Raw genomic sequence first — 13,226 nt, forward strand, 5'->3', positions numbered from 1 at the left:
TGCCGCGATCGATTCGGTCGCGGCATCCGCTGTGTTCCCGACCGGGCAGACTGTGAGGATGACGTCCGCCGCCTTCGACCTCGCCGCCATCGGCGCAGGACTCTCGTTCGCGGCCGCCCTCGATGAGCTGTCCACGACGCTCGACACGAGCACGTCAGCGGTGGTGAGTGCACCTCCAGGCACGGGCAAGACCACGCTGGTGCCGCCACTGCTCGCATCGCGCTCCTCCGGCCGCGTGATCGTCACCCAGCCGCGGCGCGTCGCCGCCAGGGCAGCCGCGCGCCGGCTCGCGCAGCTCGATGGCACACCGCTCGGCACTCGCGTGGGGTTCACCGTCCGTGGCGAGCGCGCGGTCGCACGAGAGACGCAGGTCGAGTTCGTCACGGCGGGTGTGCTGCTCCGACGTCTGCTGAGCGACCCTGGTCTCACGGGCGTGGATGCCGTGATCATCGACGAGGTGCACGAGCGCGCGCTCGAGACCGACCTCCTGATCGGTCTGCTCTCTGAGGTGCGCGAGCTGCGAGACGACCTCGTGCTCATCGCCATGTCGGCGACCCTCGACGCCGCGCGTATCGCCGCCGTCATCGGTACCGACGACGAGCCCGCTCCGATCGTCGACCACGACGTTCCCGCCTTCCCGCTCACCGAACGCTGGGCCCCGAGTCCCGTCCCGCGTCTCGACGAACGCGGGGTCACCTGGGGGTTCCTCGACCACGTCGCGCAGACCACGGCATCTGCCGCCCGGGACCTTGTCCGCGAAGACCCGGCGGCCGACGTGCTGGTCTTCGCCCCGGGTGCGCGCGAGGTGTCGGAGATCGCACGCCGTGTCCGCGACAACACCGACGCGTTCGACGTGCGGGAGCTGCACGGTCAGATGCCCGCTGCCGAGCAGGACGCCGTGATCCGCGGTCGACGCCCCGACGAGCCGGCCCGCATCATCGTCACGACCTCGCTCGCTGAGTCTTCGCTCACGGTGCCGGGCGTGCGGCTGGTCGTCGACACCTGCCTGGCCCGCGCCCCGCAACGCGACGTCGGGCGCGGCATGACCGGTCTCGTGACCTCCGCAGCGTCCCGCTCGTCGTGCGTGCAGCGCGCCGGTCGGGCCACCCGTCAGGGGCCGGGGACCGTCGTCCGTTGCATCGACGAGCGTACCTACGCCACCGCCCCCGCACGCCCGACTCCCGAGATCGCCTCGAGCGACCTTGCGGATGCGGCCCTCCTGCTCGCGTGCTGGGGTGCGCCGGGCGGGGCTGGTCTGCGACTGATCGACCCGCTGCCCGCCGCGAACCTGGCCGACGCCATCACGGTGCTCCACGGCCTCGGAGCGATCGACGACGAGGGCCGTGTCACCGACGAGGGCCGCTCCCTGGCTCGCATCCCGACCGATCCGCGGCTCGCCCGAGCACTCCGTGACGGCGGCCCGGTGGTGGGTGCTCGACTCGCCGCCGAGATCGTCGCACTTCTGGGCGGAGACCTGCGCACCGCGGACTCCGACGTCGCGCAGGCTTTGATCACCCTCCGGGGCGGGCGCACATCGGATGCACGTCGTTGGCGCAGCGATGCCGATCGCCTCGAGCGCATGATCGTGTCGACTCCGGGTGTGCGCGCCGACCTCGACAGCGTCGGCCTCGTGATCGCGCTGGCGTTCCCCGAGCGGGTCGCCCGCCGCGTGGATCGCAGCGCCGGCGGGGCGACTTTCCTGCTGGCATCCGGAACCCGCGCAGGAGTGACCGGTCCGCTCGCGGCGGTCGAGTGGCTGGCCATCGCAGACGTCGCTCGGGCGTCCGGGCGCGCGTCTGCCGGCACCGGCGCGATCATCCGGTCAGCGGCCACGCTCACCGAGGAGCAGATGGAACGGGCGGCGAGCCATCTGATCACCGACCGTGTCGAGGCGGAGTTCGTCGGAGGCCGCGTCCAGGCTCGTCGCGAGAGCCGCGTCGGCGCGATCCTGCGTTCCTCGGCCCCGGTGCGCGCATCGGCCGCAGAGGGGCGGGACGCCGTTCGCCGCACGCTTCGGCGCGACGGCCTGAGCATGTTCACCTGGGCCCCGGCCGCTGTCGACCTGCGATGCCGCTTGGCGCTGCTGCACCGCGAGCTGGGAGCACCCTGGCCTGATGTGTCGGATGCCGGACTCCTCATCGACCTCGACGCCTGGCTCGCGCCGGAGCTCGACTCCCTGGCCGGTGGCACCCCTGCCGCACGGCTGGAGCTCGCGTCGGCGCTGCGCCGGCTGCTGCCGTGGCCTGAAGCGGTGCGCCTGGATGAGCTCGTCCCCGAACGACTCGAAGTACCCAGCGGATCCCGCATCCGCATCACGTATCCGGCCCCCGACGAACCGGACGCCCGGCCCGTCGTCGCCGTGAAGCTGCAGGAGTGCTTCGGCTGGGCCGAGACTCCCCGGCTGGTCGACGGCCGCGTGCCCGTGCTCTTCCACCTGCTCTCGCCCGCCGGGCGGCCACTCGCCGTCACCGACGACCTCACCTCGTTCTGGTCGGGCCCCTACGCTCACGTGCGCGCCGAGATGCGCGGGCGCTACCCGAAGCATCCGTGGCCCGAAGACCCCTGGGCCGCGGTGCCGACCAGACACACCAAGGGCCGCGCGGCACGCTGAGCGCCGACCGGACGGCGCCTCAGCGCGTCCGTCTACGCAGCGTGAGCGACGCCAGCACCAACGCCGCCACCGCGAACGCGACGACCACGAGCAGCGGAGCGAACACGTCCCATCCCTCATCGCCGGCCGCGACGGCGTTGATCGTATCGATCGCATAGCTCAACGGCAGCCAGTCCGAGATGGCGTGCAGCACGTCGGGCATCTGGTCGCGGGGCATGAACAGTCCGCCGAGGATGATCTGCGGGAACACCAGCAGCGGCATGAACTGCACCGCCTGGAACTCGGTCTGCGCGAACGCACTGGCCAGCAGCCCGAGCGCCGTGCCGAGAAGTGCGTCGACGATCGCGACCAAGCCCAGCTGCCACAGCGGCCCTTCGACGTCGAGTCCGCACACCCCCACCGCGAACGACACCGTGATGACCGCTTGCAGCAGCGCCATCACCCCGAAGGCGAGGGCGTAGCCGAGGATGAAGTCGGCCTTGTCGAGGGGCGTGGTCATCAGACGCTCGAGCGTGCCGGAGCGGCGCTCGCGCAAGGTGGTGATCGATGTGATGAGGAACATCACGATGAACGGGAACAGCGCAAGGATCGCGCCGCCGAACTGATCGAACACGCCCTCCTGATCGCTGAACAACCAGGCGAAGAGCCCCACGAGCAGGCTCGGCGCGACGAGCATCAGGACGATCGACCGCGGATCGTGCCGCAGCTGTGTGAGCACGCGGCCGGCGGTCGCGAACATCCGGCGGCCGTTCATTCTCCGACCTCCTCGTGCCGGTCACGCGCTTCACGGCGTGATCGCCGCGTGTCCTCGATGCCGGCCGCGCGATCACGCTCGATCAGAGCGAGGAATGCTGCTTCGGCATCGGCGGTTCCGGTGTCGGAGAGAAGGGCCTTCGGAGTCGTGTCCGCGATGATCCGCCCTTCGCGCATCAGCAGCAGTCGGTCGCAGCGCACGGCCTCATCCATCACATGACTCGACACGATGAGCGTCACTCCCCGATCAGCCAGACCGCGGAAGAGCGTCCACAGCTCGCCCCGCAGCACGGGGTCGAGTCCGACCGTCGGCTCGTCCAGCACGACGAGTTCGGGCGAGCCGATCAGCGCCACGGCGAGTGACACCCGCGTGGCCTGCCCTCCGCTCAGGGAGTCGACGAGCTGCCCCGCCTGCGGACCGAGACCGACCTCTTCGATGACCCGGTCGACGTCGCCCCTGGGGGCTTTCAGTAGAGAGGCGAAGTAGGAGAGGTTCTGGCGCACGCTGAGGTCGCCGTACACCGATGCTCCTTGCGTGCCGTAGGCGACGCGGTGCCGCAGCTGTCGCGATCCTCCCGGCTCACCCAGTACCGTCACGTCGCCCGAAGCGATCTTCTGCACCCCGACGATCGAGCGCATGAGCGTGGTCTTGCCGCAGCCCGACGGCCCCAACAGACCGGTGATCTGGCCCCGGGGGATCGCGAGATCGATGCCCTCGAACACATGCACCGCGCCGCGTCGCACTCGCAGCTGCGAGATCTCGACAGCCGATTTATTCATCATGCGATGAATTATCCGCCTGCGGGTCGATCACGTCAACGGGATCTGCGGCGGGATCGACGCGCGGGTGGATGTCAGTCGAAGAGGTAGCGCTGCACGGTCGGGCCGACCCAGGCGACGAGCTCATCGACCGATGCGGCCGCGAGCGCCGGAAGCCGCAGCACGTAGCGGGCGATGAGCATGCCGGCGATCTGCGATGCGACGAGTGAGGCTCGCAGATCGGCGTCATCGGCATCGAGGCTTCGAGCGACGCGCGAGAGGAGCTCACGCGACAGGAAGCCTGCCAGCAACGGGGTCGTGAGTCGACTCCCGATCGCGGTGCGCAACAGCATGACCCCGCGTCTTCGCACCTCCGGCTGTTCGAAGGCCTCGAGGACGTAGCGGATCAGACGTTCGCCGATCTCGCCGCGAGGCCCCGCGAGGATCCCCGGCACGTCGATGTCCGGTCGCAGCGGGATGCCCACAGCCTCGGCGAAGAGGTCGGCCTTGGTGCCGAAGTAGTGGTGCACGAGCGCCGAGTCCACCCCGGCGCGAGCGGCGATCGAGCGGATCGTCGCGCCGTCGTACCCCTTCTCGCCGAAGTCGTCGACCGCGGCCGCGATGATGCGCGCCCGCGAGTCGGAGACGCCCCGCGGGCGGCCGCGACGCCGCGGAGGCTTCTGCTCGGTCATGCCCGTCAGCCTACGACTTCGCTCCGCGACCCGGACCCGGTTTCAGTCGAGCAGGTGACGCAGGTAGCGGGTCGGATGCTCGAGGAACGAGCGCCAGTGGTTCACGATCTCGAGGTCGTTCCATTCGGCCGGGCGCACGCCCCACTCCCCCACCTCGAGGATCTTCGCCCCGGGGAGAGCCGCCAGCACCGGCGAGTGCGTCGCGCACAGCACCTGGCCGCCCTCGTCGGCGATGCGGCGCAGCACCGCGATGAGAGCGAGGGTCGAGTTGAACGACAGCGCCGCCTCCGGCTCATCGAGGCAGTAGAAGCCGGGCTCATCGAACCGGCTCTCCAGGATCGCGAGGAACGATTCGCCGTGGCTCATCTCGTGGAACGGGACATCGGGACCACTCGTCGACGGGTTGTCTTCGAGATATGTGTAGAACGAGTGCATCGTCTCAGCCCGGAGGAAGAAACCCCACCGGCTCGCGCCCACACCCCGCTGCAGCCGGAGCCACTCCGACAACGGCGACTCGGTCGCGCGGGTCGTGTGCCTGGCCTGCCGCGACCCGCCCTCCGGGGAGAGGCCGTACGCGATCGCGATGCCCTCGACCAGGGTGGACTTGCCGCTGCCGTTCTCGCCGACGAGGAACGTGACACCCGGGTCGAGGTCGATCCCCTCGCGCAGCACCTGGGCGACGGCAGGGATGTCGGTAGGCCAGCCCGCGCCGGGCGTCGGGGCGTCGTCGTTCGGGCGCACCGCCACGACCGGCTGCTGCCGCCGACGCCGAGAGCTCGGCTCCCAGAACGCGTCCATCCGATTCCTCCCCGTCGCGTGCACGCTCGTGCGCGCTCCGAGGAGACTACCGGCGGAGTCCGACACGAGAGCGAGAGGTCGGCTGCGCCGGGGCCGTCAGCACTCGATGACGTTGACCGCGAGACCGCCCTCGCTGGTCTCCTTGTACTTCGTCGACATGTCGGCGCCCGTCTGCCGCATCGTCTCGACGACCGCATCCAGCGAGACGTAGTGGCTGCCGTCACCGCGCAGGGCGAGACGAGCGGCGGTCACGGCCGTCGACGCGGCGATCGCGTTGCGCTCGATGCACGGGATCTGCACGAGGCCGCCGATCGGGTCGCAGGTGAGACCGAGGTGATGCTCCATCGCGATCTCGGCGGCGTTCTCGATCTGGCGGTTCGTGCCGCCCATCACCGCGGTCAAGCCTCCGGCTGCCATGGCGCAGGCGGATCCGACCTCGGCCTGGCATCCGCCCTCGGCTCCCGAGATCGACGCATTGGCTTTGAACAGCGACCCGAGCGCGGTGGCCGTCAGCAGGAAGCGACGGATACCCCGACGACGGTTCGCCTCTGCCGTCTGCTCCTCATCGAGGTCGCCCCCGTCGGTCACGGCCCTGACGTCCGGCTCGAAGCCCAGCAGCGCACTGCCGACCAGCTCACCGTAGGGCGTGACCGCATTGCCCGCCCCGAGTCCCGAGTCGGCGAGGAACCGCCACCAGTACATGGCGACGGCGGGGAGGATTCCGGCAGCACCGTTCGTGGGCGCTGTGACCACTCGTCCGCCCGCCGCGTTCTCCTCGTTGACGGCCAGAGCGAAGGCGCCCAGCCACTCACCCGGCAGCTCGCGATGACCGTCGGCCTCGACCTCTTCTAGCTGGCCGCGGATCACCCCGGCCCGTCGCTTGACCTTCAGGAAGCCGGGCAGCGTCCCCTCGGCGTGGAGACCGGCGTCGACGCACCCCGACATCGCGTCCCAGATCGCGTCGAGGCCGGCAGCGACCTCTTCCTCGCTGCGCAATGAGGACTCGTTGAGCCGGGCGACCTCGGCGATCGAGAGCCCGTTCTCATCGCAGAGGGCGAGCAGCGATGCGGCATCCGCATACGAGTACGGGAAACCCGCGGTCGTGATCTTCGCTTCCTCGCCGTCGCGACGGATGAAGCCGCCACCCACCGAGTAGTAGGTCTCCTCGGCGATCGCCTGCCCCGCGGCATCCCACGCGGTGATCGTCATGGCGTTCGGGTGGCCTGGAAGCCGCGTGCGCGGGGCGAAGACGATGTCGTCCTTCACGAACGGGACCTCGTGCGTTCCGTCGATGCGGATCACGGCGTGCTCGGGCAGGTCGGTCCAGGCGGCGCGGACTTCGGCAGGGTCGCACGCCTCGGGCGTGAGTCCGCGGAGGCCGGCGACCACGGCATCCGGCGTCCCGTGCCCGATCCCGGTCGCTCCGAGAGACCCGTAGAGCGTGCTGCCGACGCGGGCCACCGTAGGGAGGATGCCGGTTGCGGTGAGGCGTCGCGCGAAGTCGAGGGCCGCCCGCATCGGGCCGACCGTGTGGGAGCTCGAAGGCCCCACTCCGATGGAGAAGAGGTCGAAGGCCGAGACGTACGCTGTCACTCCTCCAGGCTACGCCGGATTCGCCGCTTCGGTTCACCGGGATTAACCCGCCGCCACGTCAACCCCCTTCAACCGGGCTCTCGGTCGCGACATGCTGATCGGACACATCGCCGAAAGGGCCCATCATGACGAACAGCACTCCCGAGCCGGAGCCGACCGACGAGCTCTCGCCCGAGGCACAGACCCCCTCGCCCGCCTCGTCGGACACGAGCGAGGGCGAGGTGACGACGCCGGCGGAGGCCGACTCCCCCGAAGACGCCGACCCGAGCGAACTTCCCAGCACCGAAGACCTCGAAGAGCCGAGCACCGAGAAGGCTCCGGGCGAGGAGCCGAAAGCACCGAAGCGCACCGACCCCGAGCCCGACCACGAAGCCGTCGGCATCGGCGTGATCGACGCGGAGGATCCGCAGGCCGACTGAGCCCGCGGCCGGCACCTCCTCACAGTTCCGGTCGCACTTCCTGCCGCCAGATCGGCGATCGAGCGGCAGGAAGTGCGACCGGAACAGACGTGGATGCAGTTACTCGACGAGCTTGCCCGCGGTGTCGACCTCGCGCATGAGCTCCGCGATCTCCGGCGAGATGGCGGGGATCGGCTCACGGGTCACACCATCGGTCGGCGACCACACCAGGTTCACCTGCAGCGTGGGGTCGCTGTCGGGGAAGTCGCTGCGGTTGTGGCATCCGCGCGTCTCCCGGCGCTCCAGCGCTGCCTCGAGGGTGGCCCGGGCGGCGAGCGCCGACGCCTTGAGGTCGAAAGCATGCGCAAGGTCTTGGAACCCGGCGATGTCGGGGTGGATGCCGATGTCCTCCATGCGCCCCTCGATCATGTCGAGGTCGGCGAGGCCGGCGAGCAACCCCTCTTCCGAGCGCACGACGCCCGCGTACTCGGTCATGAGGTTGCGGATCGCGCGCTGCAGGGCACGGACGTTCTCGCGGCCCTCCGCTGCCAGCAGATCGTCGATCTCGGCCCGCGCTTCAGCCACCGCCGTCGCCGACCGGCGCTGCGCGTCGAGCCCGGCCGCATGCTCCATGGCCGCCTGCCCGACGATGCGTCCGTAGACGAGCAGCTCGATGAGCGAGTTGCCGCCGAGACGGTTCGCGCCGTGCAGTCCGCTCGACGCCTCGCCGATCGCGTAGAGCCCGTCGACGTCGGTCTGGTGGTCTTCCGGACGCACCCAGACCCCGCCCATCGAGTAGTGCGCGGTCGGCGCGATCTCGATCGGATCGGTCGTGATGTCGAGCATCTGCAGCTCCATCATCGTCTGGTAGACGCGGGGCAGACGGGTCATGATCGTCTCGCGCGGCAGGTGCGAGACATCGAGCCAGACGCCGCCGTTCTCGGTGCCGCGTCCTTCCTGGATCTCGGTGTAGGCGGCGAGGGCGACGCGGTCACGGGTCGAAAGCTCCATGCGCTCCGGGTCGTACTTCTCCATGAACCGCTCGCCGAGGGCGTTGCGGAGGATGCCGCCCTCTCCGCGCGCGGCCTCGGAGATCAGGGTGCCGGCCGCGCTCTCGGGCTCGATGATCCCGGACGGGTGGAACTGCACGAGCTCGGGGTCGCGGAGCCGCGCACCCGCATCGACCGCGAGGCGGAACGAGTCGCCCGTGTTCTCGTCGCGGCGGGACGAGGTGCGCCGCCAGATGCGGTTGTGACCGCCCGCGGCGAGGATCACGGCATCCGCGTGGATGAGGTAGCGGGTGCCGTCGGCCTGGTCGAAGCCGTAGGCACCGAACACCACGTTGTCGCGCACGAGCAGGCGCGTGATGTAGACGTGGTCGAGGATCGGAACGTCGAGCTGCTCGGCCTTGCGCACGAGGGTGCGCTGGATCTCGAGGCCCGTGTAGTCACCGGCGAATGCCGTGCGGCGGAAGGTGTGGGCGCCGAAGAAGCGCTGCGAGATGCGGCCGTCGTCTTCGCGGGCGAAGTCCATGCCCCAGCGCTCCAGGTCGCGGATGCCGCGCTCGGCGCCCTGCGTGACGATCTCGACCGTGTGCGGGTTGGCGAGCAGGTAGCTCTCCTTGATGGTGTCGGCCGCGTGCTGCTGCCAGCTGTCGTCGGAGTCCATCGTGCCCAGTGCCGCGTTGATGCCGCCGGCGGCAAGCGAGGTGTGCGCATCCTGCCGCGGTCGTTTACCCACGGCGAGCACGTCGACACCGTGTTCGGCGATCTCGATCGCTGCCCGCAGGCCCGAGCCTCCGGTGCCGATGACGAGGACGGTGGTGGATATCTGACGTTCGCGCGTGGCCATGCGATCCACGGTAGTTAGGGGATCCTAATAACTCCAATGCATAGTCCGACTTGAAACGATACGGGTAGGCTATGGTCATGAACCTCGAGCAGCTCCGCGGGTTCGTCGAGGTCGCGCGTCTCGGACACTTCACCCGCGCCTCCGAGCACCTGCACCTGGCACAGCCGTCGCTGAGCCGACAGATCTCGACTCTCGAGCGCGAACTCGGCGCCGAACTGTTCCACCGCGCACGCGGCCACATCGCTCTCACGGCTGCCGGAGAGACGCTCCTCCCCCGCGCACAGCGCATGCTCGCCGAGGCCGATGCCATCCGCGACGAGATGGGGGAACTGGCTGGCCTCCGCCGCGGACGCGTGCGCCTGGGCGCACCGCCCACCCTCTGCATCAGCCTCGTCGCCGAAGCGATCAGCTCGTTCCACTCGGCGCATCCCGGCATCGACCTGCACCTGACCGAGAGCGGCTCCCGCCGACTCGTCGAAGAGCTCGCCGTCGGCGCGGTCGACATCGCGCTCATCACCGAATCCGACGGCCCACCGCCCTCAGGGTTCAGCCTCACGCGGACGCCCCTGCTCACCGAAGAACTCGTCGTCGTCTCCGCTGCGACCGAGCCGCCGGTGTCGAGCTCGGCATCGATGACGCTCCACCACCTCGCCACCCTCCCGCTGATCGCGCTCGACGAGACCTACGAGCTTCGAGCGACGACCGACGCGGCCTTCCGCGCCGAGGGGCTTCGACCCAACCACGTGCTCGAGGGCGCGGAGATGGATGCCGTGCTGCGCTTCGTCGAGCGCGGTGTCGGCGTCGCGGTGGTTCCGGCGATGGTGCTGCTCGATCGCCCTGCACTGCGTTCCGTCCGGCTGACACACCCCATGATGACCCGCACCGTGAGCCTCGCCCATCGCGCCGATGTCACTCCGGCCGTCGCCGTCGCCGCGATCCGCCGGGTGATCGTCGCCACGGCCGCAGAGGTCGCCGGCCGCGACCCGGCGATCACCAGCCTGCTCTGACGTCGATCACGCGCGGTCAGCACCGATCACGCGCGGTCAGCACCGATCACGCGCGGTCAGCACCGATCACGCGCGGTCAGCACGCAGCTTCAGCCAACGTTCCCGCGTGAGGAACGCGAGCTGCCCGGTCTTCTGCGGCAGGACCACGCGCGGGCCGAGCTCGAAACCGGATTTCTGCGCCCTCGCGACAGCGCGCTCGTTGTCCACATCCGGTTCGATGACCACCCGGTCCACCTCAGGGCTCGAGAACAGGAACTCCGCCACCGCGTCGACGAGCCTGCTCATGAATCCCGGCACGACGATGCCGCGATCGCCCAGCAGGAAGTGGATGCCGGCGTCACCTCGGAGCGGCGCATAGGCCTCGCCGAGCGGATCGTTCTCCGGCTCGTAGGTCTGCAGCAGCACGACGGGCAGGCCGTCTCGGCGGATGAGGAACGCGTGATGGCTGGTCAACCCGTCGACGTAGAGGTAGAGGTCACGGACCTCGTCGGGTGACAGTGCCGAGAGCCCCCAGAAGCGGGAGCTGGGGCGGGACACCCACTCATGGAGGAGCGCCAGGTCGGCGACGGGATCGAGCACCGTGAACTCCAGGCGTCCGAGCTCTGCGGAGTCGATCGTGTGGACGACGGCTCCGGCGGGCCCGCTCACGAGGCGCGATGAGTTGCGGGTGACGGTCATGCTGCTCCGGTCGGGTGGTCAGGGCGCAGGGCGCTCCAGTCTGTGACGATGCGTGTCGGGTCGATGGCCGCCCAGTCGTCCAGCTGGTCGGCGAAGTGCGCGGAGTCGGGGTCGCCGGAGGCCCCGAACGGCACGCTCCAGACGCTCTGCTGCCGGTCGGCGAGATCCCATGCCCATCGGGCGACGGAGCCCCGCCACGCACGGTCGGTGAGCCCGGGCGTCGATCCCGTGCAGCGGACCGCGTCGCCGTCGCCGGACAGCGGGATGTCCAGGTTCTCGCCGGGGGCGGCTGCACCCCGGACCTCGGCGAGGACGTGCAGTGGGAGCATCCGATGCGTCGCACCCCAGCGCTGCGCATCCGCGGCCTCCTCCAACGTGGCGCGCACGAGCGCGGCAGCATCGTCACGGAGCGCGGGGTGCTGCAGGATCCGAGCGAGGACGGAGGCGACCTGCCCCTCCACCCGCATCCAGGGGTCGAAGACCGCGCCGAACGGATGCGGCTCCTGCAGCGGCGACAGCGCCGGATGCGCCGTCACGGCTCGGACCAGGGCGTTGCGCCACGCACCGAAGACTCCGGCAGCTGCCGAGTCGGCATCCGCCCTCCTATCCCAGGCGGCCAACAGATCCCGCACCCCCGCGGCGCTCGGTGACAGCTCGCCCGCGGGGAGCAGGGCGAGGATGCTGACGGCTGCTCCCGATTCGGTGTCGCCCCAGATCGGCCCGAACTCATCCACCGTGTGCGGATCGATCGCGCCGAGCAGCTGCGTGATCCGGGCGGCTCGATGAGCGGACGGGTAGGCCCATCCGAAGTCGATCGACGCGGCGGACGGCCGCTCGTTCGCATCGACGGCGACATCGTGCACGGCGACCGCACCGATGCGTTCGCGGTCAGGGGCAGGCGCGGTGGATGCTGCCGGGAGGACGCGTCGTCTTTCGGCACGGTCCCGTCGCGGAACGGTGCCGACGGTCGCCGAGAGCACATCACCGGCACGGTCGGCGGCGAGCACCCTGTTGACGGGATCCACCCAGCGGGAGAACGCCGTGATCACGTCTTGCGCAGTGCGCGCGCGCAGCAGCGGCAGGATCGCGCCGAAACCGAGATCCGCCCCGGTCCGCGCCGGATGCCGCATGCTCCACGCACGCAGAGCGCCGTCAGCCTCCTGCAGGTCGGTGACGATGCAGCCGTGGGCCGTCTCCAGCGCCTCGACCTCGACGGTGGTGCCCCCGCGCACCGCGATGCGATGGCGCACGACGTCGACGGGCGCCCACCCGCTGGGCCCCCACGCGTCGTAGCCGCCGTCCCGTGCCCGGAGACGCTCCTCGAAGACATCGACGCTGTGCGCGATCGCGTTCGTGATTCCCCACGCCGCGTCACCGGTGTGCCCGAAATGCGGGACTCCGGGGACTCCGGGAAACGCGAGGCCGATGACATCGAACTCCTCGCAGGCGAGACGCACCTGCTGATACGGGCCGGGGAGCTCGAACATCCGATGCGGATCCCCCGCGACGATCGGCGATCCGCTCTCGGTGCGCGAGCCGTGCAGCGCCCACGCATTGCTCCCGCCGGTCGGAGACGTGTCATCCCCGACGAACACGTCGACCCAGTCGTCGCCCAGGACGGTGGCCACCCTTTCGCGCCACAGCACGTGCGGGAACGTCGAGAACAGCACGTGCGCGACATGCAGGACGCCGAGTGGATCGTGATCCGCCCACGGTGTGAGCGGGCGGTCGTCGCCGAAGAGCTCGTCGAGGACGCGGAACTCGGAGGCATGCTTACCGGTGGCACCCATCCCCCGGCGGACGCCGGCCGTGTACGCCCGCACGAACGCGCTCGTCTCCTCGTCGAGCGCCGCGAACGCCTGACGGGCGGTGTCGTCGATCCTCGCCCGGCGCGCGAAGACGTCCCAGTCGAGGCCCGCCTCCCCGATGAGCTCGGACAGACGCCCGGCCGAACGCAACCGGTCGACCTCGATCTGCCATCCGCGGTCTCGCGCGGTGACCTCTCCCTGCGCATCGGCGAGGTCCCGCGCATCCGTCGCCCGGATGTGCGGGACGCCGAGGGCGTCGCGGAACAGCTCTGCCATCC

The 13,226-nt window shown here is 70.2% G+C and carries 11 protein-coding genes; 3 read left to right on the forward strand and 8 right to left on the reverse strand.

What is annotated here, in order from left to right; genetic code table 11:
• Window positions 1-58: 58 nt before the first annotated feature.
• The gene (gene hrpB / locus ACIQTX_RS17020) at window positions 59-2,611 is read left to right on the forward strand and encodes an ATP-dependent helicase HrpB (RefSeq protein WP_402974318.1); all 2,553 of its coding nucleotides are present in this window, start codon (window positions 59-61) and stop codon (window positions 2,609-2,611) included.
• A gap of 19 nt (window positions 2,612-2,630) precedes the next feature.
• On the opposite strand, the gene ACIQTX_RS17025 is transcribed toward hrpB, so the two are convergent.
• From ACIQTX_RS17025 to ACIQTX_RS17045, 5 genes are all read right to left on the reverse strand, one after another.
• Window positions 2,631-3,365 (reverse strand): ABC transporter permease, encoded by a 735-nt coding sequence (locus ACIQTX_RS17025; protein ID WP_402974321.1) that lies wholly within the window; start codon window positions 3,363-3,365, stop codon window positions 2,631-2,633.
• Window positions 3,362-4,147, reverse strand: a complete 786-nt coding sequence (locus tag ACIQTX_RS17030) for an ABC transporter ATP-binding protein (protein WP_402974324.1) — start codon at window positions 4,145-4,147, stop codon at window positions 3,362-3,364. Before ACIQTX_RS17030 ends, ACIQTX_RS17025 begins: the two co-directional genes overlap by 4 nt.
• A gap of 71 nt (window positions 4,148-4,218) precedes the next feature.
• The gene (locus ACIQTX_RS17035) at window positions 4,219-4,815 is read right to left on the reverse strand and encodes a TetR family transcriptional regulator (protein WP_402974327.1); all 597 of its coding nucleotides are present in this window, start codon (window positions 4,813-4,815) and stop codon (window positions 4,219-4,221) included.
• Window positions 4,816-4,857: 42 nt separating this feature from the next.
• Window positions 4,858-5,613, reverse strand: a complete 756-nt coding sequence (locus tag ACIQTX_RS17040; RefSeq protein ID WP_028502093.1) for an AAA family ATPase — start codon at window positions 5,611-5,613, stop codon at window positions 4,858-4,860.
• A 96-nt stretch (window positions 5,614-5,709) separates the two neighbouring features.
• Window positions 5,710-7,206, reverse strand: a complete 1,497-nt coding sequence (locus ACIQTX_RS17045) for an L-serine ammonia-lyase, iron-sulfur-dependent, subunit alpha (RefSeq protein ID WP_402974331.1) — start codon at window positions 7,204-7,206, stop codon at window positions 5,710-5,712.
• Between the two features lie 125 nt (window positions 7,207-7,331).
• Here ACIQTX_RS17045 and ACIQTX_RS17050 point away from each other — a divergent pair, with 125 nt between their 5' ends.
• Window positions 7,332-7,625, forward strand: a complete 294-nt coding sequence (locus ACIQTX_RS17050) for a hypothetical protein (protein WP_402974334.1) — start codon at window positions 7,332-7,334, stop codon at window positions 7,623-7,625.
• 99 nt (window positions 7,626-7,724) lie between these two features.
• On the opposite strand, the gene ACIQTX_RS17055 is transcribed toward ACIQTX_RS17050, so the two are convergent.
• Entirely contained in the window at window positions 7,725-9,455 is a 1,731-nt protein-coding gene (locus ACIQTX_RS17055) for an L-aspartate oxidase (protein WP_402974337.1), read from the reverse strand.
• A gap of 71 nt (window positions 9,456-9,526) precedes the next feature.
• On the opposite strand from ACIQTX_RS17055, the gene ACIQTX_RS17060 reads away from it, so the two are divergent.
• Complete coding sequence (locus ACIQTX_RS17060) at window positions 9,527-10,462, forward strand: LysR family transcriptional regulator (protein ID WP_402974340.1); 936 nt, start codon at window positions 9,527-9,529, stop codon at window positions 10,460-10,462.
• 66 nt (window positions 10,463-10,528) lie between these two features.
• Here ACIQTX_RS17060 and ACIQTX_RS17065 read toward each other — a convergent pair whose 3' ends face one another.
• Together ACIQTX_RS17065 and ACIQTX_RS17070 are read right to left on the reverse strand one after the other, a co-directional pair.
• Entirely contained in the window at window positions 10,529-11,140 is a 612-nt protein-coding gene (locus tag ACIQTX_RS17065) for a GNAT family N-acetyltransferase (protein WP_402974343.1), read from the reverse strand.
• A complete protein-coding gene (locus ACIQTX_RS17070; protein WP_402974346.1) occupies window positions 11,137-13,224 on the reverse strand; it encodes a penicillin acylase family protein in 2,088 nt (695 codons plus the stop codon). The genes ACIQTX_RS17065 and ACIQTX_RS17070 overlap by 4 nt, the downstream gene beginning before the upstream one ends.
• Window positions 13,225-13,226: the final 2 nt, after the last annotated feature.

Origin of the sequence: Microbacterium sp. NPDC090281 (assembly GCF_044769635.1) — a bacterium.
Taxonomy (GTDB): Bacteria; Actinomycetota; Actinomycetes; order Actinomycetales; family Microbacteriaceae; genus Microbacterium.